Source organism: Halarcobacter ebronensis (assembly GCF_013201825.1).
Lineage (GTDB): Bacteria > Campylobacterota > Campylobacteria > Campylobacterales > Arcobacteraceae > Halarcobacter > Halarcobacter ebronensis.
The window spans coordinates 1104868-1127803 of the sequence record NZ_CP053836.1 but is presented as its reverse complement, the minus strand read 5'-3'; the positions used below and the strand labels follow the sequence as shown (position 1 = coordinate 1127803).

Annotated in this window: 28 protein-coding genes; 7 read left to right on the top strand and 21 right to left on the bottom strand. The window is 27.6% G+C overall.

What is annotated here, in order from left to right:
- Positions 1-51 precede the first annotated feature (51 nt).
- The gene (locus tag AEBR_RS05545; protein WP_129087285.1) at positions 52-519 is read left to right on the top strand and encodes a ferritin-like domain-containing protein; all 468 of its coding nucleotides are present in this window, start codon (positions 52-54) and stop codon (positions 517-519) included.
- 18 nt (positions 520-537) lie between these two features.
- Here AEBR_RS05545 and AEBR_RS05540 read toward each other — a convergent pair whose 3' ends face one another.
- The 6 genes from AEBR_RS05540 to AEBR_RS05515 form a co-directional block, all read right to left on the bottom strand.
- Complete coding sequence (locus tag AEBR_RS05540; RefSeq protein ID WP_129087284.1) at positions 538-831, bottom strand: hypothetical protein; 294 nt, start codon at positions 829-831, stop codon at positions 538-540.
- Positions 831-1997, bottom strand: coding sequence for a hypothetical protein (locus AEBR_RS05535; RefSeq protein WP_129087283.1), 1167 nt, complete (start codon positions 1995-1997; stop codon positions 831-833). The genes AEBR_RS05540 and AEBR_RS05535 overlap by 1 nt, the downstream gene beginning before the upstream one ends.
- Before the next feature lie 101 nt (positions 1998-2098).
- Complete coding sequence (locus AEBR_RS05530) at positions 2099-2659, bottom strand: TlpA family protein disulfide reductase (RefSeq protein ID WP_129087282.1); 561 nt, start codon at positions 2657-2659, stop codon at positions 2099-2101.
- An 8-nt stretch (positions 2660-2667) separates the two neighbouring features.
- Entirely contained in the window at positions 2668-3096 is a 429-nt protein-coding gene (locus AEBR_RS05525) for a disulfide bond formation protein B (protein ID WP_129087281.1), read from the bottom strand.
- A gap of 62 nt (positions 3097-3158) precedes the next feature.
- Entirely contained in the window at positions 3159-4184 is a 1026-nt protein-coding gene (mltB, locus tag AEBR_RS05520; RefSeq protein ID WP_164969485.1) for a lytic murein transglycosylase B, read from the bottom strand.
- A gap of 23 nt (positions 4185-4207) precedes the next feature.
- Complete coding sequence (locus tag AEBR_RS05515; RefSeq protein WP_129087279.1) at positions 4208-5134, bottom strand: methyltransferase domain-containing protein; 927 nt, start codon at positions 5132-5134, stop codon at positions 4208-4210.
- A 139-nt stretch (positions 5135-5273) separates the two neighbouring features.
- Here AEBR_RS05515 and AEBR_RS05510 point away from each other — a divergent pair, with 139 nt between their 5' ends.
- Positions 5274-6650, top strand: coding sequence for a PhoH family protein (locus tag AEBR_RS05510; RefSeq protein ID WP_129087278.1), 1377 nt, complete (start codon positions 5274-5276; stop codon positions 6648-6650).
- Between the two features lie 72 nt (positions 6651-6722).
- Positions 6723-7082, top strand: coding sequence for a hypothetical protein (locus AEBR_RS05505; RefSeq protein WP_129087277.1), 360 nt, complete (start codon positions 6723-6725; stop codon positions 7080-7082).
- Here AEBR_RS05505 and AEBR_RS05500 read toward each other — a convergent pair.
- The 5 genes from AEBR_RS05500 to AEBR_RS05480 all read right to left on the bottom strand — a co-directional run bounded on the left by AEBR_RS05500 (position 7079) and on the right by AEBR_RS05480 (position 10415).
- Positions 7079-7672 carry a pentapeptide repeat-containing protein gene (locus AEBR_RS05500; RefSeq protein ID WP_129087276.1) on the bottom strand — a complete coding sequence of 198 codons (594 nt, stop codon included), beginning with the start codon at positions 7670-7672 and terminating at the stop codon, positions 7079-7081. The genes AEBR_RS05505 and AEBR_RS05500 overlap by 4 nt on opposite strands.
- 8 nt (positions 7673-7680) lie before the next feature.
- Entirely contained in the window at positions 7681-8061 is a 381-nt protein-coding gene (locus AEBR_RS05495) for a thioredoxin family protein (RefSeq protein ID WP_129087275.1), read from the bottom strand.
- A gap of 123 nt (positions 8062-8184) precedes the next feature.
- Positions 8185-8466: a peptidylprolyl isomerase gene (locus AEBR_RS05490; RefSeq protein ID WP_128980784.1), complete on the bottom strand. Its 282-nt coding sequence runs from the start codon at positions 8464-8466 to the stop codon at positions 8185-8187.
- A gap of 43 nt (positions 8467-8509) precedes the next feature.
- On the bottom strand, positions 8510-9877 hold the full coding sequence (gene dbpA, locus AEBR_RS05485) for an ATP-dependent RNA helicase DbpA (RefSeq protein WP_129087274.1): 1368 nt from the start codon (positions 9875-9877) through the stop codon (positions 8510-8512).
- Position 9878: 1 nt separating this feature from the next.
- Positions 9879-10415, bottom strand: a complete 537-nt coding sequence (locus AEBR_RS05480) for a DedA family protein (RefSeq protein ID WP_129087273.1) — start codon at positions 10413-10415, stop codon at positions 9879-9881.
- A 548-nt stretch (positions 10416-10963) separates the two neighbouring features.
- Here AEBR_RS05480 and AEBR_RS05475 point away from each other — a divergent pair.
- Both AEBR_RS05475 and AEBR_RS05470 read left to right on the top strand, forming a co-directional pair.
- Positions 10964-12115, top strand: coding sequence for an EAL domain-containing protein (locus tag AEBR_RS05475; RefSeq protein ID WP_164969484.1), 1152 nt, complete (start codon positions 10964-10966; stop codon positions 12113-12115).
- Positions 12105-12902, top strand: coding sequence for a diguanylate cyclase domain-containing protein (locus AEBR_RS05470; protein ID WP_164969483.1), 798 nt, complete (start codon positions 12105-12107; stop codon positions 12900-12902). Before AEBR_RS05475 ends, AEBR_RS05470 begins: the two co-directional genes overlap by 11 nt.
- On the opposite strand, the gene AEBR_RS05465 is transcribed toward AEBR_RS05470, so the two are convergent.
- The 8 genes from AEBR_RS05465 to AEBR_RS05430 form a co-directional block, all read right to left on the bottom strand.
- Entirely contained in the window at positions 12892-13812 is a 921-nt protein-coding gene (locus tag AEBR_RS05465; RefSeq protein WP_129087270.1) for a 5-oxoprolinase subunit C family protein, read from the bottom strand. The two genes, AEBR_RS05470 and AEBR_RS05465, sit on opposite strands and share 11 nt — an antisense overlap.
- A complete protein-coding gene (gene pxpB / locus AEBR_RS05460) occupies positions 13809-14492 on the bottom strand; it encodes a 5-oxoprolinase subunit PxpB (protein ID WP_129087269.1) in 684 nt (227 codons plus the stop codon). The genes AEBR_RS05465 and pxpB overlap by 4 nt, the downstream gene beginning before the upstream one ends.
- Positions 14492-15223 (bottom strand): 5-oxoprolinase subunit PxpA, encoded by a 732-nt coding sequence (locus AEBR_RS05455; RefSeq protein ID WP_164969482.1) that lies wholly within the window; start codon positions 15221-15223, stop codon positions 14492-14494. Before AEBR_RS05455 ends, pxpB begins: the two co-directional genes overlap by 1 nt.
- A gap of 42 nt (positions 15224-15265) precedes the next feature.
- Entirely contained in the window at positions 15266-16600 is a 1335-nt protein-coding gene (locus tag AEBR_RS05450; RefSeq protein ID WP_129087267.1) for a TRAP transporter large permease, read from the bottom strand.
- Positions 16593-17075, bottom strand: a complete 483-nt coding sequence (locus AEBR_RS05445) for a TRAP transporter small permease subunit (protein ID WP_129087266.1) — start codon at positions 17073-17075, stop codon at positions 16593-16595. Before AEBR_RS05445 ends, AEBR_RS05450 begins: the two co-directional genes overlap by 8 nt.
- Positions 17076-17079: 4 nt before the next feature.
- Complete coding sequence (locus AEBR_RS05440; RefSeq protein WP_129087265.1) at positions 17080-18036, bottom strand: TRAP transporter substrate-binding protein; 957 nt, start codon at positions 18034-18036, stop codon at positions 17080-17082.
- A gap of 74 nt (positions 18037-18110) precedes the next feature.
- Positions 18111-18797: a response regulator transcription factor gene (locus AEBR_RS05435; protein ID WP_129087264.1), complete on the bottom strand. Its 687-nt coding sequence runs from the start codon at positions 18795-18797 to the stop codon at positions 18111-18113.
- A gap of 3 nt (positions 18798-18800) precedes the next feature.
- Entirely contained in the window at positions 18801-20318 is a 1518-nt protein-coding gene (locus AEBR_RS05430) for a cache domain-containing protein (RefSeq protein ID WP_129087263.1), read from the bottom strand.
- A gap of 106 nt (positions 20319-20424) precedes the next feature.
- On the opposite strand from AEBR_RS05430, the gene AEBR_RS05425 reads away from it, so the two are divergent.
- Positions 20425-21225, top strand: coding sequence for a DUF4197 domain-containing protein (locus AEBR_RS05425; RefSeq protein ID WP_129087262.1), 801 nt, complete (start codon positions 20425-20427; stop codon positions 21223-21225).
- A 13-nt stretch (positions 21226-21238) separates the two neighbouring features.
- On the opposite strand, the gene AEBR_RS05420 is transcribed toward AEBR_RS05425, so the two are convergent.
- Positions 21239-21859, bottom strand: a complete 621-nt coding sequence (locus AEBR_RS05420) for a hypothetical protein (protein ID WP_129087261.1) — start codon at positions 21857-21859, stop codon at positions 21239-21241.
- Positions 21849-22403 (bottom strand): hypothetical protein, encoded by a 555-nt coding sequence (locus AEBR_RS05415; protein WP_129087260.1) that lies wholly within the window; start codon positions 22401-22403, stop codon positions 21849-21851. Before AEBR_RS05415 ends, AEBR_RS05420 begins: the two co-directional genes overlap by 11 nt.
- A 139-nt stretch (positions 22404-22542) precedes the next feature.
- Between AEBR_RS05415 and AEBR_RS05410 the strand changes: the two genes are divergently transcribed.
- Complete coding sequence (locus tag AEBR_RS05410; protein ID WP_128980753.1) at positions 22543-22935, top strand: NifB/NifX family molybdenum-iron cluster-binding protein; 393 nt, start codon at positions 22543-22545, stop codon at positions 22933-22935.
- The last annotated feature ends 1 nt before the right edge of the window (position 22936 follow it).

Below are 22936 nucleotides of genomic sequence, written 5' to 3'. Positions count from 1 at the left end.
AATTAATATTGTGTGATATTATATAACAAATTTTAAATAGAGAGGTATAGTATGAATGTATATGAATACGCTATGAAAGTAGAAAAAGAGGGAGAAGCTTACTATAGAGAGATGTCTGCAAAAGCATCTAATCCTGGTCTAAAAAGAGTTTTTACAATGTTAGCAGAAGAAGAGGTAAAACACTACAATATCTTCAAAAATATGATGAAAAAAGAGAATATTGATTTAGATAAACTTGATATTATTACCGATACAAAAACTATTTTTCAAACCCTTTTAGAGGAAAAAGATAATGTTAGTTTAGATAGCGAACATTTAGAGTATTATAAAGATGCAATTGCAAGAGAAGATAACTCTTTTGAATTTTATAAAGAGAAAGCCTGTGAATTAGAGGATGAAAAAGAGAAAAAAGTTTTTCTTCAAATTGCTCAAGAAGAGAAAAAACACAAAAGAATTTTAGAAGAGATTGTAATCTTCTTAGAAGAGCCTGCTGACTGGGTTGCAAGCGCAGAATTCTAAACTATAGAAGTTTCACTTCTATAGTGAAGCTAATCTTGATATAAGAGCCTTTATTTCAGACTCATCAAAAAAGATATTATTATTTAATTCAGCATTTGCCTGTTTTATAAACTCCAATTTTTTCTCTTTTAAAAGAGTTTCATCTTTTTCATATGTTGATATAAGTTTTAATAACTCATATTCATACTTTTTTGAGATCTCCTCTTTCTTTAGATAACTAGGCTTTTGATTAATTGAAGATTTTTTAAATAAAAGTAAGATTACACCCAAAAGAAGAATAAACATTACCACATAAACAAAGAGATTTTCCACTATTTACCTCTTAAAGATTTTGCTTCAAGGGCAATTGTTTCTGCTCTTTTTGCTATTTTTAGTGCCTCTTGTGCAACTTTTTTATTCTCTTCCTCTGCTGCAATTGAATCAACTCTCTCAATTAGTGTTCTAAACTCCATATGTCCAAGGGTTTCTAAAACTCCTTTTGAGTTTGAGATAAACTCAATATGTTTTGAATCTCTCCAGTTTCTTGTTAAAGAGTTATCAATATAGTTTTTATAATCACTATCTATTTTCAAAGGATTCGCAATAAAAGATAAATCTAAATTAAGGTCATCTTTTTTATTGAAAAATTGATCATGTAACTGTTGAAGATAGCTTTCTAGTTTTAAATTTGAAATATAGTTGTAAGCTTTTTCTTCTTTCCAATTATTTAATAGATACTCTAATATATTTATTGATAGCTCTTTTTGCCCACCTTGTTCAATTTCATCTATTTTTGCTCTACAAAATCTATATACTTGTTTTGCCTCTTTTATCTCAAGTTTTTCAATAAATTTATATAAATCAAGATTGTAGCCAAAGCTAAATTTACTAAACTCTTTTAAAAGTTGTTCAAAAATCTCATCTTTATTGTTTAATGTATTTATATACTTTACAACTGCATTAATATTATCAATTTCATTGATTGTCAAATCAACATTTTTATAATAAAACTCTATCTCATCTTTTAGAGTTTTTTCTAAAAGTTCTTTTGCTTTTCTTTCATAAAATTTAATTAACTCTGTTTCATTATATTTTTCACAAGCATTTGCAATCAAAGAGTAGTTTTTACTAAGACTTTTATAAACTTCAATTTTTTCTTTTATAGAAAATGTAGAGATTTGTTTAGAGATTTTAAATAGTATTTTCTCTTTTAAACTATTTAAATGTAAAGCTACTTTTTTCCCTCTTTTTGAGATATCTTGTGCAATAAAAGAGATTTTTTCATCATACTCTTCATAAGTTTTTGTCTCTAAAATTGTATTAATTGTATTTATAAGATTATTAATTTTATATATTCTTGCAATAAGAAAAACAGCAACTAAAATAATTAATAGAATAATTGCAAAAGCAATCAAAGTCTCATTTGGAGCTTTGCTGTAAACTTCTAGGATATTAAATTGTGACTCTTTTAGGGTTGAAAAAAATTGAGAGATAGACATCTATTTCCTTTAAAAATAATCTAAGTAATAGAGTATACAAAAATAAAGCTGATAATAATAAGTAAATAAATAACTAACTTTATATGAAGTATATTAAAAGTTTAATTACTTCTAATATACTCTTCTAAATCCTCTTTATTAACCTCTCCAATGTAACTTTTAACAAAATTTCCACCTTTTGAGTAGAGGTATGACTCAGGAACTTTTTGTACATTATTAAAGGCTTTTGCCATTCTAAAGTTTTCATCCCCTACAGTTATAGGAAATTTGATATTGTATTTTTCAATAAAGGCTTTTAATTCATTTGGATCTTTATCCTTTTCAAAAAGAACTCCAATTATCTCAAACTTATCAGAGTATTTCTCATAAAGTTCGTTAAATACAGGAATCTCTTTTATACAAGGAGGACACCAAGTAGCCCAAAAATTTACCATTACAATCTTTTGTCCGTTATAATCTTTCGAAGTTAAGATATCATTTTGAATTGTTAGTTTTATCTCTTTACCTTGGGTTGTTTTTAAAGTATAATCTTTATTACTCAAGGCTTTTAACTCTTTAAAACTTTGTGAGTTGTCAACAACTGCTTTTGCTTCATCTTCTGAACCACAACCAACAAATATAAATGCAACTAAAACAGTAAATAGAAGTAAAAACTTTTTCATAAATCTCCTTAAAATCTTTTTGCCCTATTTTGTCCAACAAGTAATAAAACTAGGATTAAACTAAAAGCGGTAAGGGATAAAAATGGAATATTTATAAACCCTAAATACTCTATATATTCCGTTGAGCACGGAACACCATGTTTACAAGGAACAATATCTTCACTTATAATGCCCCACATCAAAAGATTATGGTAAAAAGCAAAACCAAACCCAACCAACGCCAAAGGAATCGCGTATTTAAAAATATTTTCATCACTCTCTAATAAATTTGTAAGAAAAATAAAAACTAAAGGATACATAAAAATTCTTTGATACCAGCACATAGTACATGGAATAAACTCCATAAATTCACTAAAAAATAGTGAGCCCAATGATGCAACACTTGCAACTAAAAAACAGTAAAATACTACTGTTGAAATGATTCTTTTCTTCTGCATATCTAATCCATAAAATAAAATTATTTTATCTTAAAAGTGTGTAGATTCTGTGTAAGTTAGAACTATATTAGTTTTTTATATTCACTTTTTATCTTTTTAGCCAATTGATAAACTGCCATAGCATAGTAAGTACTTCTATTATAAGTTCCTATAACATAGAAATTTTTTGTACCATACCAAAGTTCATCATATTTTATTCTATCCAATCTTACTAGGTGAACTTTATTAGGATAATGGAAATTTTTACTTCTTGGTTTGATTCCAACAAGTTCAATTCGCTCATATTTATACTTAAATCCTGTTTGAAATTTTTCAAATCTTTTACCTTGATAACTAACTCTTGTTGCAACAGGTATTTTTTTGTCCCAACCAGAAATATAAAAGTAGTTTGCCACACTTCCTATGGCATCAGCTTCATTATTCAAATCAACTTTACCATCATTGTTAAAATCAACTGCCACTTTTTTTAAATTGCTTGGCATAAATTGTACCATTCCAGTTGCTCCAGCATAAGAGCCTTTTATTTCCCTTGGATTAAAATCATTTCTTTTTGTATGTAATAAAAACTCTTTTAACTCAGACTTAAAAAACTTATTTCTACTATTTTTTTCAAAAGCTAGTGTTGTTAAAGTATCAAAAACAGGATATGCTCCTGTATGTTTGCCATATTGACTCTCAATTCCTATAATTGCTGTTATATATTCAGGTTGAACTCCATACTTTTTGTAGGCTTTTAAAAGCTCTTTTTTATGTTTTTTCATAAATAAAGCTCCACTTTTTGCCCGTTCATCTCCTATAAAACGCTCTTCATAATCATCCCAAGTACCATATCTTGTTTTTTTTAGTTTTCTTAAATCTTCATTGGTTTTTATCTCTTTTGTTGGAAAGTAATACTTCAAAACTTTCTCTTGAGTTTTAACTTTTGAAAAGAGTTTGGCTAATTTTTCCTTCTCAAATTTATAGCTTTCTACCAATTCATTTATAAACTCTTGTACTTCAGAGTTTTTTGTATAGTCTTTTATATTGTTTGCAAAAATAGAAGTTGATAATATTGGTATTAAAAATAGTTTTAAAAAAATCTTTTTCATTAAATAATCCATGTGAAATTCTATTACTTCTTAATTGAAGTAGCAGTTAAAAAAATATAGTACTTTCCTGTTAAAGTTACTCTAAATTTTTTTTGTTGCAAATACTTCTTGCAAAAAACTGCATCTTTAAATAGAGTTGATAGTTCACTATAGTTATAGTTTGGAACTCTTGCTCCATAAACAATCTCTCCATCAATCCATCGACAATTTGGAAACCCTAATATCATTGCTCCATCTTTTTTCAAATAGTTTTGAACTATATGCATAAACAGTGTATTAAATTCTAAATTTGAACTTTGAAGTGTTCCAATTGAGATTATCAAATCAAATTCACCTAAATTTAGTTCATCTAAACTATTTATATCTTGTGCATAAAAAGTACAATTTTTATCTTCAATAAAATACTTTTTTGCTTCATTTATTGCCGAAACACAATAATCAATTCCCACAAACTCTATTTGGCAAAAGGTCTCAAAATATTTTTTTATTATTTTAAACTCATCAGCACTGTTTACTCCAAGATTTAAAACTCTTTTTCTTTTTTTTAAATCAACACTATTTAAGGCTTCTAAATAACTAAGCAGAATCTCTGGTTCTTCATTTTTATCAATTCTGTTAAAGATTGAAGAGCTACCATATTTCTCTTGATTATTTTCTGTTTTATGAAAAGAGTCTTTATCATCTAACTTTTCAAAAACTATTAGAATTGTATGTTTTGACAACTCTTTTATTTCAGATATTCTACAAAAAAGTTTTTGTGCTAAATCACTCCAAACTCTGTAATTTCTATATCTATACTCCAAAGTATCAAGATTTACAAACTCCCCTGAATAATGTGGTTTGACAAAAGCTGGATTTAAAACTTCAATTGAAGCACTCTTTTTACTGTTTAACTCTTTTTTTAAATATAAATATATTTGATAAATATCTTCTGTTGTAAATCTTTTCATAAAATCTCATATCTTTTTAGTGGAATTATAACCAAAAAAATCCAAACATAATTTACTTTTGTAGCCTATCAAATATTGATTACAAAAAATATACATAGTCATAATATGATTATTAAGTTTTAATGTTATAATTAATTCCATGAAAGAAAAAATTTATGTTATTGACACAAATATCATCTTACAAAACGTACAAAACTTAAGTAGATTATCTGACAACAAAACTAACAATATTGTCGTTCCAGAGACAGTTTTAATAGAACTAGAGGATAAGAAAAAACTGCCAAATGAGTTAGGTTACTATTCAAGAGAATTTGCACGACTTTTAGCAAAGATGAAAATCAAAGAGGTTGACTATAAAATTGGCTTTAAAGTTGTGAAACTTTTTAACGAAGAGCTTAATCTTCATATTATTTCAAAAGATAAGTATGAATCAGAGATTGAGCAAGTTCACTTAAGTGAAAGCAATGACAAAAGAATAATTGAAGTTGCTGCAATTGCACAAGATTATTACAAAGGAGCCCAAACAGTATTTTTATCTTTAGATGTATATGCTAGAACTTTTGCTCTGTTTAAAGGGATAAAAGCTGAAACACTGCACGATGATAAATCAACAGTTCCAACTTTTGAATTTGTAAAACATATGAGTTTAGATTCCTCTTTGTTTAACTCTTTAGAAGGCAGTGATATAAAAAAGATTGATGAAGAGTATCAAAATGAAAACTTCTGTTATGCTTTTGAAAGTTCCGATGGGAATACTGCATATGCAATAGTAGTAAATGAAAGAATAAATGTTTTAGATGATTCAGATTTTAAAACATTACAAGTGCGACCAGTTAATCTAAAACAAAAACTCTTTATGAAAGCAATTTTAACAGATATGTTTGATTTGCTTGTAATTGATGCAAAAGCTGGTTCAGGAAAAACTTTGATGTCAATAGTTAGTGCTATGAGACTAATTGACCTTGGACACTATGATAAAATCGTATATGTTAGAAACTCTATTGAATCCCTTGACAAAGGGGCAGAAGTTGGTTTCTTAGCTGGAAATGATGAAAAATTTAGAATCTATAATATGGCTTTACAAGATACTTTAGAGTTTATTGCTAAAAAGTATCTAAAAAAGAGTGAAAATAGAGAGAACAAAGAGTCAATTGAGTCAAAAATCTCTGAGCTGACTTCAAGATACTGTATTGAGACTTTATGGCCAGGGGAAGCAAGAGGAAGAACTCTATCTGAAGCAATAGTTATTATGGATGAGTGGCAAAATTCAAGTGAAAAAACTACTCAACTTATTTTAAGTAGACTTGATGAAACCTGCATGGCAGTTGTTATTGGATCAAATAGACAAATAGATAATCTTTATTTAAATAAATATAACAATGGTCTTACAACGCTATTAAAACAAACTAGAGAAAAACATCCTGAAATAAATATGTTTGCAATTGAGCTTGAAAAAGCTGTAAGGGGTAAATTTGCAGAGTTTACTGAAAGAATTTTTGAAAACAAAAAATCTTAATCTTACAAATTGAAATATTTTTAAACCCATTTAAAAAAACTTGTTAAGATTCCAATAAAAGGAGTCTTAACAATGTCAATTTTAGGCAAATGCCCCTACTGTAACGGAGCTGTAATCTCAAAAAAATTTATTACAAATGCAAAAGAGATAAAACTTTATAGTTGTGAAAATGCAAAAAAAGAGTATGACGAGAGTGAACAATATGTTTTTACTTCAGATTCAACATGTACCTTTAGAGTTTATTCAAACGCTTTTTTAAGATGGAACAAAAGAAGTTTTTCTGAAAATGAGATGAGAAGACTTTTAAGTGAAGGACAAACAAAAGTTAGACTGCACGGAAGAAAAGGAAGTAAAGAGTATTATAAATACGTGGTTCCAAATGAAGAGTATGGAGTTACAATTCTTTGGGATGAAGAGGTTGAGAGTGCTTAATTGCACTCTGCTCCATCTAAAATAGCCTCTTCAGTTTTTAGATACTTGCACTGAGTTTTTGTAAAAGTTGAATTTATAAATTTTGCATTCCAAAATATACCGCCTTCTAAAACTGTTTTAGAAAAATCTACACCATTGAAATTTGCATAGGCTGCTCCTGCTTTTGAAAAATCAACCTCTTCTAAAGTTGTATCCAAAAAGGTTGCTCCCCAAAGTGAAAGGTTTTTACATTTTATATTTGACAAAGAGGCATTTGAAAGATTTGCTCCTTTTAGTGTTGTATTATTACAATTTACATTTTTAAACTCAACTGCTGAAAGGTTTGAAGCTCTTAAATTTGTATCACTTAAATTTGCATTTGTAAGATTTGCACCCCAAAGATTTGATTTTAAAAAATCGCTTTTACTAAGGTTTGCTCCACTCAAATTTGTCCCACTTAAATCAGAATTTTGAAACTCTTTGCCACTTAAATTTGCATTTGACAAATCACAATTTTGACACACCTTTGTATTTAGAAACTTATCTAAATCTTTTTGGTTATAGGCAAAAAGTGATGAGATTAAAAAAAACAGAACTAATATGGTTTTCATTTTTTCTCCTATTTTACACTTTTTATAGTTTCTAAAAACTCATCTTCTCTCGAACCACCTATTTTTTTTGCCAATAAATTCATATTTTTATCTGTAAAATAAAAAGTTGGTATACCAATAAAATCAAAAGGAAGTTTATCTTTATCTTCATTTATATCCATAACAACTGAAATATAGTTGTTGTTTAAATAAGAGATAATATTTTTATCTTTAAAAACTTTTTTCTTCATGTAGTTACACTCAGGACAAGTTGGAGTTGAGTACATTATCATAATTTTTTTGTTTTGTGTTAAAGCTTTTTCTTTTGCAATATCTAAACTCTTTTCAAAATTTATTCCACTTGCAAAAATTGAACTTGCTAATAAAAATATTGTTATTATTATTTTCATAATTTCCTCCTAAAAGAATAATTATAAATGATTTTTTTAAAAGGTTAATAAAAGTTATAAATTAGTTAGATTATTATATAAGAATGTTTAGTTTATTAAAAAACAAGGGAGTTTCCCTGTTTTTTAGTCTTCTCTGTAAGTAGTCTCTAATAGGTGATAACCAAATTGTGTTTTAACTGGTCCATGTACAGTATTTATTGCTTCATTAAATACTACTGTATCAAACTCAGGAACCATTTCACCTTTGTGAAATACACCTAAATCTCCACCATTCATTCCTGATGGGCATTGTGAATACTCTTTTGCTAAATCTTCAAATTTTTCACCATTTTCGATTCTTGTTTTTAGTTCATTACATTGTTCAACAGTTGGAACTAAAAGGTGTCTTGCAGCAGCTCTTGCCATAATTTCTCCTATTTTTTAAAATAAAGTGGTGATTTTAACATAACTATTTTTCATAGAGTTTAAAATACTTTCCTTTTATTTTTCTTTTTTGTAATTTATTAAAAGTTGCTTCAAAAACTTCACTTTTTATTGCCACATAAGATACAAAATCCAAAATATTTATTTTTCCAACATCCTCTTTTTTTAAACCAATATCTGCTGTTAGTGAACCTAAAATATCCCCTGCTCTTAGTTTCTGTTTTTTCCCACCTAATATCATCATTGTTCTAAAAACTGGTTTTGGCAAAGAGATTTTATCAACTTCTAAATTGTAAATATCATTAAACTCAATATCTGAAAATTTTTCTTTTATTGGTTTTACTTTATAATTTTCCTCTTCACTGTAAAGGGTTATTGAAACTCCATTTGCTTCTCCCCTTGCTGTTCTTCCAATTCTATGAGTATAGATAGTTTCATCTTTTGGAATATTGTAATTTATTACATATTTTATATCTGTAATATCAATACCCCTTGAAACTATATCAGTTGCAATTAAAATTGGATATGAGCCATTTGAAAACAAAACAACAGTTTCATCTCTTTGTTTTTGGTCTAAATCAGAGTGTAAAAGCAGAGTATCAACTCCAGCATCACTTAAGTCATCAGCAAGTTCATTACACATCACTTTTGTACTGCAAAATATCAAAATAGACTCCATCTTATAGTATGAAATCAATCTTAAAAGAGATTCTAATTTACTACTCTCTTCTACTTTATAAAACTTTTGTTCTATTGAATCTTGTTTATGAACTTCTTCATTTTTTATATAAAGTGGATTTGTTAAAACACTATTTGCAAGTTCTTTAATATTCTCTTCATAGGTTGCAGAAAAAAGCATAGTTTGTCTTTGTTTTGGCAAAACTTCAACTATTTTTAGAATATCTTCATAAAAACCCATATCTAGCATCTTATCTGCTTCATCCAAAACAAAATTTTCTATAGAAGATAGATCAATTTTTGTTTCATAAATATGTTGCATAACCCTTCCAACAGTTCCTACAACAATATGTGCACCATGTTCAAGTGAAGCCACTTGGGGTTTAAAAGGAACACCTCCACAAAGGGTTAATACTTTTATATTTGGAATAAACCTACAAATTTTTTTTATCTCATCGGCTATTTGATTTGCTAACTCCCTTGTTGGAGCTAAAATTAGAGTTTGAATTCTATATTTTTTTATATCAAGAAGATTTACAACAGGAATTGCAAATGCCAAAGTTTTACCTGAACCTGTTTTTGATTGAACAATTACATCTTTTTTCTCTAAAGTATGTAGTAAACTTAAATCTTGAACCTTTGTCATATTTTTATATTCTAAAGTATCTAAAGCCTCTAAAATCTCTTTTTTTATTTCTAAACTACTAAATTGCAAACTAAATTTTCCTTAAATAATATGAGACAGTAAAAACTATAAGTAGAATAATTGCAACTCCATAATATTTGTACTCATCTGCGTATGTTAGAATCGCTTCACCTAAAATATAACTAGCATATCCAACAACTACTGCCCAAAGTGCTGCCGCAATTGCATTGTAAATTGTAAATTTTTTAAATGAGTATTTTGTTAACCCCATTGCTAAAGGTATTAAAGTTTTAATCCCATAAATATATTTTTGAATAAAAACAACAGGTGAACCATATTTTCTCATCCAAAGATGAGCTAAAGCCACTTTCCTTCCATATTTTTTCATAGTCTCTTTTGCATACTTTTTATTTGTTCTTGCCATATAAAAAAGAAATTGATCCCCTATGAAATTTGAAGTTCCAGCCACCAACATACAAATATATAAATTCAAATCTCCTGTCCCTGTAAAAGAGAGTACACTTGCAACTACAAGTCCAACAAAACCACCACCAAATGAATATAAAAATAGAGCTAAATAACCCCAGTCTTTAATTATATCTTCCAAAGAAACCCTTATAAAAAAATTATTTTTAAAATATTTAAATGATTTTTTCTAAAAAATTTTTATCAAGCTTTATAAAAAATATCTTATTAATAGATTAGTTAATAAAATAATGTTATTAGTTATATAAAAAATATTTATACACTCTAACAATCATAAAATAATAAAAATTAACTATAATAAATTTAACTCAAATTTAGCTATTATTCTTTTTGCAAAAAATCAATTTTTATATTTATATAAAGATTGTACAATAAAAAAAGAATTTTATTGATTCTTCCAAAGTCAATCCTTTTAAAAATAGGATTAATTTTATCTAAAAATCTTTAAAAGAAATTTTTTTATACAATTTGTATACTAAGTTAAATTTTTTTTGATTTTTTTCTAAATTTTTTAAGATTTCTTTAATATATATATACATTTCTTAAGATTAAATAACTTATACTGAATTTATTGCTTTAAAAAGGTAAAAGATGTCCTTGTTTCAAACGTTTTGTAAATATTTTTACAAAAATAAAACAAAAACGATATTTATAATTGACATATTGTATATGAAAGATATAAACGCCTTTTATGGTTTTAAAAATGGTGATTATATACTTTCTCAACTATGTAAATTACTAAAAAATAAGATTAGGCGTGATATTAATCACTGTTTAGAAAATCCCTCATGTATTGAGATAAAAAAATCCCATGTTGATGTGTTTACAATTACTATTTATGATGACTTAGTTGAGACAGACATTTTAAAGGTCAAAAATATTATTTTTGATAATATTGTTGGTTCTGAGTTTAAAATATTAAATTCAAAAGTAGCAATTGATATTGATATAACCATTGGATGTTCTAAAGGGGAAGATAAAGATCTTTTAGTTTATGCAGAAAGAGCCCTTCACAATGCGAAAATGAACTATATCCATTTTATGTATTATGATGCAAAACTATATAAAAATCAACTTGTAAATGAAGAGCTTGTAAAAACCCTACATAGAAATATTGAAGAGAAAAAAGTTGAGCCATATTTTCAACCAATAATGGATAATAAAACTCAACAAATTACAAAATATGAAGCATTGATGAGAATATATGACAATGAGGGAAATATAATAATGCCTCAAGCTTTTATTGAAAAGGCTAGAAAATATAGACTTTTTAATAAATTAATGGAGCTTTTGATTCTAAAGGTCATAGAGTATATTAAATTATATAAAATATCAGTTAGCATCAATTTAGACTATACAGATATTTTAAACCCCACAATGAAAAATTTGATAATTGAGAATTTAAGAAACGATGATATAGGACACTATCTTACAATTGAGATTTTAGAAAGTAAAAAAATAAGTAACTATTATTTGGTAAATGAATTTATTAATGACTTAAAAGCTTATGATGTAAAGATTGCAATTGATGATTTTGGTAGTGGATTTTCAAACTATGAACATATACTTAATATAAATACTGATTACATTAAACTTGATGGAAGTTTAATTAAAAAAATTGATGAAAATGTATATTACAATCTAGTAAAAAGTATTGTACTTTTTTGTAAGGAGCAAAATATAAAAGTTGTTGCCGAGTTTGTTAGTGATTTAAGAATCCACAGATATGTCAAATCGTTGGATATTGATTATTCACAGGGTTACTATATAGGGAAACCTCAAAAAATAAATGAAATTATTGAGAGTAGAAATGAAAGATAAATTAAAAAAAATAACAGATTTAACAATAAATGAACTTCTTCCACAAGAGATAATTTTACCTTCAAACTATTTCCAATGTTTTGATAAACATGCAAAAATGATCGATATTGACCTAAAAGATGAAAAATTTGAAAAAGATATAAATGAGGTATTAATAAATGAATTTGCTCAAATTGACAAATATGTAAAAGATGCTTCTGTAACTATACAAGAGGTAGAATTAATCACACAAGATGCTCAAGAGGCAATTAAAAACAAAGATGAATCTGCCCTAAAAGTTCTTTATAAACAAATAAATACTTTAAAATCTGAACTAAACAGTATGACCGAAAATATATACAAAGATCATTTAACAAAATTTTATAACAAAAAATGGTTATATCATAAAATGTTAAATGAACAAGCAAAATTTAAAAAAACTAATATAGTTATGCTTATTAATATTCAAGATTATGAATATATTGTAAAAACCTATAACAAATTTATTGCCGATAATCTTATCCTTTACATAATAACTTATATGAATGACAAATTAAAAGATGAATCCTTAGAGTTTGAAATTGTCAGATTTTTAAATGATAAATTTTTGATAATCTTTGATGATATTGATATAAATCTTGTAAAATCACTTGCAAACTCAATATCAAATATTTTGTATGATACTGTATTAAAAAGCCATTCTGGTGTATTTTTGAAACCAAAATTTAATTATTGTTTGGAAAAAGTAAATAAAAATGAATCTTTTCACGAACTATTAGATGATTTATACAAAAAAATTATTGTATAAAGTTTGAATAGAACTTTTTTAGTTTTTCTTGGGCAAGGCTTATAGATATCTCTTCAAATCTAATTTTTTGCCCAGGTCTCATTTGAGCTAACTTAAAACAATCTATACTTAAAACTGAACCAATTTTAGGATAACCACCAATTGTTTGTCTCTCTTTTAAAAGAATTATTGGTTGACCATCTTTTGGTATTTGGATTGCTCCAAAAGCTATACCTTCTGAGATTATTCCATTAAGTTCTGATTTAATACTCTCTCCACTTAACTTACAAGCCATTCTATTAAGATCTGGTGTTATTGTATAAATTGAGTTAAAAAATTTCTCTTTTTCTTTAAAACTAAAACTATTTTGTTGATATGATAAAACTACTCTTAATACTAATTCATCTTTATATTCAGGGATATACTCTTTTTTTAGTCTCTTTTTTAAAAAATTCTTTTGTTCACTAAAGGGTAAATAATCACCATTTTTTAGAACTCTGCCCTCAAAAGCACCTAATTGTTCTTTTAGCGTAGTTGAGTAACTTCCCAACTCTTTAGTTATTGTAAAACCATCTTTAACTGCTAAATAGACCCTCTGCCCTTTTAAGATTTTTGTAATCTCTAAAATGTCATCTTTTTTTATATTATATGATTGCCAAGTAGATTTTTCTATTGAATTGATTTTAAACTCACACTTTGCCCCTGTAATAGAGACAATAGTATTTGCTGTTGCTTTTAACTTTATTCCTGCAAAAGTTATTTCTAAAAGGTTGCAATCATAGCTATTATTTAAAATTTTATGGGCTTTTAATGCTGCAAACTCATCCAAAAAACCAGAGTTTGTTACACCAATATTCATAAAAGAGAATCTTCCTTTATCCTCTATTAGTGTAAAAGCACCTGCTTTTATCACTTCAAAACCACTACTCATAACTCTCCACCTTGAGATAAAAACTGCTCTTTTGTTATGGGATTAAATTTTACCTTTGAATCAATGGTAATTAAAGAAAGTGTCTCCAAACTCTTATCAAAAAGTTTAAAAGCAGTTCTTCCTAAAATATTCCAACCCCCTGGGCTATCTTTTGGATAAACTGCTGTTTGAGTATCTGCAATTGCAACACTACCTTTTGGAATCTTTTTTCTTGGTGTTTCAAGTCTTGAGGTTTTTAATCTTTCATCAACACTTGCCAAATATGCAAATCCTGGCAAAAATCCAATTGCATATACATCATATAGTTTACTGCTATGCAAAGCTATCACCTCATCAACACTAAGATTAGATTTTTTTGCTACCTCTTCTAAATCAAAACCAACCTCTTTGTCATAATAGACATCAATAGTTACAATATTTTTTGACTCTTCATTTATAGAAGAAATTTTTATATCTTTTAACTCTTTTTCCAAAAGCTCTTTTATCTCTTTGTAGTTATATTTAAAAGTATCATAGGTAAGTAAAACAGAGACATAAGAGGGAACAATCTCTATTAAAGCACTATTATTTAACTCTTTTAATATTTTATAAGCTGCTTTTACTTTTAAAGAGTTCTCTTTGGTGATAGTATCACCAAAGTAGATTATTACAGAATCAACAGAAGCAATTTCAATATTCATTAATTTAACACTTTTTGTAATGCCTTAATAAAAATAAGAGCATTCTCTCCATCTCCATGAACGCAGATCGTATCAGCTTTTAAGTAGAGTTTTTTTGAATTAATACTTTCAATATAACCATTATCTCTTAGTGTTTTAACTCTTTGCATTACTTCTAACTCATCAGTTATAACTGCATTATCTCTCATTCTTGAGACTAAACTTCCATCATCGTTATAGTTTCTATCTGCAAAAACTTCATATATAAGCCCTATGTTATACATCTTTGCTGTATATTCATAGGCTTCATTATCGGGAGTTGAAAGTACCATAAGTTTTATATTTTTATCAAAAGATGAGATTGCACTTAGAACTGCTTTTAAAATATTTTGATCTCTCATCATATCATTATACAAAGCTCCATGGGGTTTTACATAAGATACAGTTGTCCCATTTGCTTTGCAAAAAGCAGATAAAGCTCCTAGTTGATATAAAACTATTGATTTTATCTCTTCTAAAGTACAAGTAACACTTCTTCTTCCAAAACCTATTAAATCTTGATAACCAGGATGCGCCCCTATTATTACATTATATTGTTTTGCAAGTTGTACTGACCTTGACATTGTAACGGCATCAGAAGCATGAAAACCACAAGCTAAATTTGCTAATGAGATATAAGGCATAATTTGTTCATCTTGCCCCATTTTCCAGATACCAAAACTCTCACCCATATCGCAATTTAATCTTATCATTGTTTGACCTTCCATATTAATTAACCTATTTTACCATAATAACTATTTAATCATTTTATTAGGCAAATAGTTCACTATTTCAGGGAAGAAGGTAATTATTGCCACAGTTACAACCATAAGAACAAAGAAAGGAAAAGTTGCTTTTACAATAGTCTCTATTTTTTCACCAGAAATACTTTGAATTACAAAGAGTGAAAATCCAACAGGTGGAGTAATTTGTGCCATCTCAACCATAAATACTAAAAATACTCCAAACCAAAGTGCATCAAAACCAGATAATAAAATAATTGGTAATACAATAGGAAGAGTCATAACAACAATAGAAACACCCTCTAAAATCATTCCTAAAATAATATACATAACTCCAATTAGTAAAATTAGTACCAAAGGACTAAGTCCAAGACCAATAATAAACTCACTCATTGCTCTTGCAATTCCTAAAAATCCAATTACTTGAGATAAAAATACAGCTCCAGCTATAATAAAACTAATCATACTTGAAGTAACAACAGTATTCATAATAGCATTTTTAAAAATCTCATAATTAAAACTTTTAAAATATAGTGCCAAAAGAATTGAACCTAAAACTCCAAGAGCAGCAGCTTCTGTTGGAGTTGCAATACCACCATAAATAGAACCTAAAATAACAGTAATAAGAAGTAAAATAGGAACTAAGTCTTTTAATGAATCAATCTTTTGTTTAAGGGTAAAACTCTCTTTTACTTTAGGTTCTGCTGTTTTATCAATTTTAGAGATAATCATAATATAAACAGAATACAATGTTGCAAGTAAAAGACCTGGAATAATACCAGCAATAAATAGTTTACCAATAGAGGTATCAGCTAAAACTCCATAAATAATCATAATAAGTGAAGGGGGAATTAAAAATCCCAAAGTTCCAGCACCAGCTAGAGAACCCATAGCTATACTTTTTGAATATCCTCTTTTTTTAAGTTCATCTAATGTAATTTTCCCAACTGTTGCAGTAGTAGCCGCACTTGAACCAGAGACTGCTGCAAACAGCGAACATGCTGCAACATTTACATGAAGTAAACCTCCTGGAATATAATTAAGCCAAGGTTTAAGTCCATTTAAAAGTTTAGTTGAAATAGATGATTTATATAAAATCTCACCCATTAAAATAAACATTGGAAGAGCAGCTAATGACCAAGAGTTTAAAGCATCATATAAAGAAGAAGCTAGCAAATCCCCTATTTTGTCATAAATACTAATTATTGGAGGTAAATGGTGTTCATAAATCAACATTCCAATAATACCTGTTAGAATTAAGGAAACTCCAATCCATAAAGAGGTTAAAAGAAGTGAAAACATCACTACTAAAATCACAATAGTTAATATAAGTGGATCACTAATCATTTTTCACCCTTTTGATAATAAATGAAACTGCTGCAAGAATAAAAAATATAGCTCCTAAAGGCATAACTATTTGTGTTAAATATAGTGGTGTTTCTGAAACCGCTTCAGATAACATATCTAAACTATATGAATCATAAGCAAAAAGCGCTGTTCTATATGCAATAAAAGCAAAAACTAAAAGGGTAACAACTCCTGCATATATATCAATATACCTATTTGTTTTATTACTTAATTTTGATGTTAAAATATTAATCCTAATATGCCCATCTTTTAAAAAAGTGTATGAAATACCTAAAAAAATTGAAGCTAAATACAAGTATCCACTATATTCATCTGCAATCATTGTAGAGGTGTTGAAAACAGCCCTTAAAAATATCTCACACAAGATAAGTAAAACAAGTGATATTAAAAGTAATCCAGAAAGATAGGCTATAACTTTGCATAGCCTATCTATAATATGTGAAATTAGTTGCATCTAATTACTTTCTATATTCTTGAAAAATTTTTTTGATTTGTGAATCTGCATCTTCTAAATACTCTTTTAACATTTTATCTGCAATTTCATCTAATCCTTTTTTCAACTCATCCGACTCAGAACTTACTTTCATTCCATTAGAAACAAGTAAATCAAGTGCAATTTTATCCTCTTCTTTTGAAGCATCCCATTGAGCTTTTTCTATCTCAGTTGCAGCTTTTAACATAGCTTGTTGTTGCTCTTTTGACATACTATTCCAATAGTCAAGGTTGATTGTAACTGCTTGTAATGGATATGCATAATTGATTTTTGTAAAGTGAGATAATACTTCCCAAAATTTTCCATCTTTTCCTGAAGCTGATGAAGTTACAACTGAGTCAACCATCCCTGTTCTAAGTGAAGAGTAAACTTCTCCCCAAGGAAGAGCCACTGCATTTCCACCAGCTAGATTTACAAAGTTTGCTGAGTTTTTATCATATGTTCTAGTTTTCGTACCTTTAAAGTCTTCAATAGTTTTAATCTCTTTATTTGAATAAAACCCTGATGGAGGCCAACTTACTGCATAAAGAAGTTTTTGATTCCATTTTTTTGCTGTTGCTTCATAAGCTGGTTTAGAGATTTGATATAACTTATAAGCATCATCATATGAGTGAGCAATAAAAGGTAAAGCAGATATTCCAAAAACTTTTCCCCCACCTGAAGTAAATGGGATAAACATATCAGTCATAGCCACTGTTCCATCTTTTACAGCTTTTAAAGGGTTACCTTTTATTAAAGATGAACCAGCATGAACAGTGATTTCAACACTTCCATTGGTATAATTTTTTACTAAATTTGCAAAATTCTCTGCACCTATAGTATGGAAGTTATTTGCTCCATATTTTGCATTTAGATCCATTTTAATATTCGCTGCCATTAAAGAGGCTGCTAATCCTACAAGTAATAAACTTTTTTTCAACATTTTATTTCCTTTGTTAGTTAATATATCAACTATATCACTATAAGGTGAGTTTGTAGTGAGTTTTTTTTAGAATCTTATAAGATGCTGTTTAATTTATAACCAGTTTGGGAAATATTCTCAATTAAATTTATTGGTAATTTTTGTCTTAACTCTTTTATAAAGGTTTTTAATGCACTCATTGTCATATTTTTATCTTTCCAGATATACTCATCAATTATCTCATAACTTACTATCTGATTTTTATATCTATAAAGAAGAAGTAAAAACTCCTTATCTCTTTTTCGTAAAGGCACAACACTCTCTTGATAGATAAACTCATATCTTTGAACATCAAAATAACAATCTTGGGTAAATATTAAATTTGAAGTAAGTCTCTCCCCTAAAGCTTTTATTATTCCACTAAAAAGGTTTTCAGAGTTTATTGGTTTTAAAATATAGTGATTTATATTTAGATTTATTAAATCAAGAAGATACTCCTCATTTGAGTAAGCTGTAACCATTATAATAATGGTATGAAAATCTTTTTCTCTAATTTTTTTAACCATTTCAATACCATTTTGTTCTGGCATCTCTATATCACTTAAAATAATATCTGGTTTATACTCCAAATAGAGTTCATAACCCTCTTCTCCATTTGCAGCATCAACTACATCATCAAAGTAGTATTTTAAAGTATTTACCAATCTTTTTCTAATACCTGCTTCATCCTCTACACAAAGGATAGAATAGTTACTAAATCTCTCTAATATCTTCTCATCCATTTTTTATCCTATTTGAATCCTAAAGAGCGCACCATTTTTTCTATTTTCAACGCTAATCTCTCCATTCATATTTTTTTCTATAATCATTTTTGACATATATAGTCCAAGACCTGTACCTTTTGAACTCTCTTTTGTAGTAAAGTATGGTTCAAATATCAACTCTAAATGTTTTTCATCAACTCCACCACCATTATCTTCAACACTTATTATTGAGTGCCCATTTTTATAATCAATTACAATCTCAATTTGTGGATTTTTTACCATTCTTTGATTTAAAATATCTTTTGCATTTGAGATTAGATTTAACATAACTTGAGCAAACTCTCTTTCATAACCCAAAATAATACTATTGCATTTTACTCTTTTTATCAACTTTATATTAGAACTTTTAATTGAAGCACTAGCAAGAGAAATAGCTTCACTACAAGCATCATCAACATAAAACTCAACTTTTTGTTTATCGGGTTTAAAGAAGTTTCTAAAATCATCAATAGTATGGGACATAAATTGTATTAATCTATTTGACTCTTTTACACTATCTTTTAGAAGTTTATCATCTAATTTTCCAAACTTATTTGCAATCTCCAACTCCATTAATATTGCGGAAATTTCACTTAAAGGTTGTCTCCATTGGTGGGCAATCATACTAAGCATTGCTCCCATTCTTGCAAGTCTTGATTGATGAAGCATTGCTCTATCTTTCTTTTTTGCATCGTTTAGAGCACTATTTATTTTTATTTCTAGGTTTTTGTTTACATCTTGAAGCTCAAGCTCTTTTTTCTTTACATTCTCTTTATAAGTAGCAAATACTCTATTGATTTTATTGGAAATCATAAAAGAGACAATACCAATTAAAATAATTATACCTAAAGAGATTTTTACAATTGTTTGAATATATCTATCAATTTTTTCTTCTAAAGCTCTTTTATTTTCTGCAATTGATTTTTCTATATCATCAATATATAAACCAGCCCCAATAATCCAATTAAAAGGTTTATATAGTTTTAAAAAACCAAGTTTTTTAGAGAACTCTTTTTCATTTGGTTTTTGCCAGTAATACTCCATGAAATTTCCATCAGGTTGAGCTAAAGTCTCTTCAACAAATCTTTTTGTGATATAACCACCTTTGGCATCTTTTAACTCAATATCATAGTTTCCAATACTCTCTTTCCTAAAAGGGTGTCCAACTAAATAGTAGTCTGTGTTGTGTATCCAAATATATCCATGTTTTTCATATCTTATTGTCTCAATATATCCAATAAGTTCTTTTTTTAACTCCTCTTGTGAGAGCTTTGTATTTTTTTTAACATGATAATTTATATAGTTTATTACACTGTTAATCTCTTTAACTAAAATATCTTTTTGTTTTTGAATATACTCTTTTTCAACCCTTTTACTCTCCTCTTCAAAGTAGCTATTTTGGCTTTGAACAAAAAAATAGATTGTAAAGAATGAACTTAAAATTACTGTAAAAACAGGTGTTAATATTATAAGTTTTGATATATTCTTTTCACTAAACAAAAATCTCTCCTAAATTAATTATAAACTCTACTTAAATATAGTGTGATTTTAGTGAGTTTTATCTCAATTTACCTATAATAATAAAAATATTTATAAAAGGCTTACAATGAGAATTTTCACACGAATATCACTTCTAACATTAGTGTGGGTAAATTTTGGTTTTAGTTTTGATTTAAACTCTTTTGCAAAAGATGTAATAAGTGGAGTTAAAGATAACTCAACAAAAGAGTCAAGCACTACTTTGAGTAACTCTACAATAACAGATGGATTAAAAGAGACTTTAAAAATTGGTGTTAATTATGCTGTTGAGACTTTGGGAAAAGAAAATGGATATTTGAATAACTCTTTAGTAAAAATCCCTCTTCCAGAAAATTTACAAAAAGCAGAAACAATTATAAGAAAAGTAGGTGGAGACAAAGTTGCAGATGAGTTAATAGCTTCAATGAATAGTGCAGCTACACAAGCAGCTCCAAAAACTGCAGATATTTTTGTAAAAGCCATTGAAAAAATGAGTTTAGAGGATGCAAAAAAGATTTTAGAAGGTGATAATAATGCTGCTACTGAATATTTTAAAACAAATACAAGCAGCTCTTTAAAAAGTGTAATCAAACCAATAATAGAAAAAACAATGGAACAAAATAGTGTTGCAGGATATTATGATAGTTTTAACAGTTACTATAAGCAGTATGCAAAAGATTATGTTAACAGCACTTCTGTAATGAGTTTGGCAAAAAATTTTGGTGTTGATTCATATCTTCCAAGTAGCAGTAATGAGAACTTAAATGATTATGTGACACAAAAGGCAATTGATGGACTTTTTTCAATGATTGCTAAAAAAGAGGCAGCAATAAGAGAGAACCCTGTTGAACAAACTACCTCTTTATTAAAACAGCTTTTTTCAAAGTAGTAGATTTTCTCTACTACTCGTCAAATTTTTCACTCTCTTTTGAGTAGTAGCCATTAAACATATTTTTTCTAACTAAACTCTCATCATAAAAACCATAAAATCTCTTTTTATTTAGATATTTATTTACATAATCTTTTTTAAGGCTTTTTAACAGTTTATCATAGAGTTTACCCTCATAATCCACAATAAAAGTCTCATTTTGACCTAAATATCTACTTATGATGCTGTAATACTCACCATCTACTTCAAAGGTTCTAAAGGTATATCTTCCAACTTCAATACTCTCTACAGTTTTTACATCACTTAGTTTTAATTTCAATTTGAAATTATATTCAAAGAAACCACTTGGCAAACCATTCCAATGACATCTAAAATCTAAAGTAATTGATTCAAGGAACAAATTTCCATAAACGCTATCTTTTTCATTTAGAGTATATGCTGAATCTATACACCAAGAGGGATAGACTTTATAATCTGCATTTTCTACTTTGACAACTACTGGATTCTCTTTTTCTCCTAGAATTAATGTACTATTTTTATGACTGTACAAAGATTGGCTTTGAACTGAACATCCCACATAAAATAGCCCTATAGTTAAAAAAACTATACTATTTTTTAAAAATTTATAATCCAAAATAACTCCTCATACTATTCTCTTTTATTATTGATATATTAAAATTTATATCGCCTTTTTGTTCCTCTTTATACTTATACTCGTATGTTGAATCAAATCTACTTATAAGCTCTTTATATAAAGTACCTTTTGTATCAATAATTAGTAGATTTGAAGATGTTGTATATATAAAAATAAGATGAAAAACAAAAGAGTCATCTGCTTTATAGGTTTTAAAAGTATAGGTTTTAATATTTTTTTCTTCTAATACTTTCAAACTACCTATTTTTAGCTTCTCTTTTATCAAATCCTCATAAGCTGATACAACTTCCACATTCCAACTTACATCACTCTCAACTTTTATATACTCCAAATGTATATCAGCGTTGCTTAGAGTATACCCTTCTATTACATAAGAATCATGTCTGGTTTTAATATCATAATCTAACAACTCATATTTATAATATTGGTCATTGTCAAATCTAAAATATAATCTATTGTTTTCAAATCTATAAATAGGAAGAGTAGCTTTTGCCAAATATTCAAAGAACTTTTTAAAAAACATTTTAGCTCCTCCCTTTTTTAGTCATTAATTAAGTGATTGTATCATATTCTTATTAAGTAATTAAATTTTTTAACTTATGGATTACTAATTGCATAGTTTAAAGTTCCAAAGGTAATATTGAAGAAAAAAAAGGATAATAATGAAAATAGCAATACCAGTAAAAGATGAAAATCTAATGTTTTTTCCAAATGCAGGTCATACTCCAAAATTTGCAGTCTTTTCAATGAGTGGTACAAGTATGTTCAAATCATTTAAGCTTGAAGAGATAAAAAATAACCCAAGAACAGATATAGATCATGATCATCCTGAAGAGGATCATGCTTGTGACCATGATCATGATGATCAAGAGCATATTGAACAGCACAATAAAATGGGAAGAGCTTTAAAAGAGTGCAACTATGTAGTTGTAAAAACAGCTTGTAAAAATACTGCAAAATCTTTCACAAGTGAAGGAATAAAAGTAGTTAAATACAATGGTGAGTCATTTTTAGCTGATGATATTTTAAAAGAGGTATCAACTAAATTTATCTAAA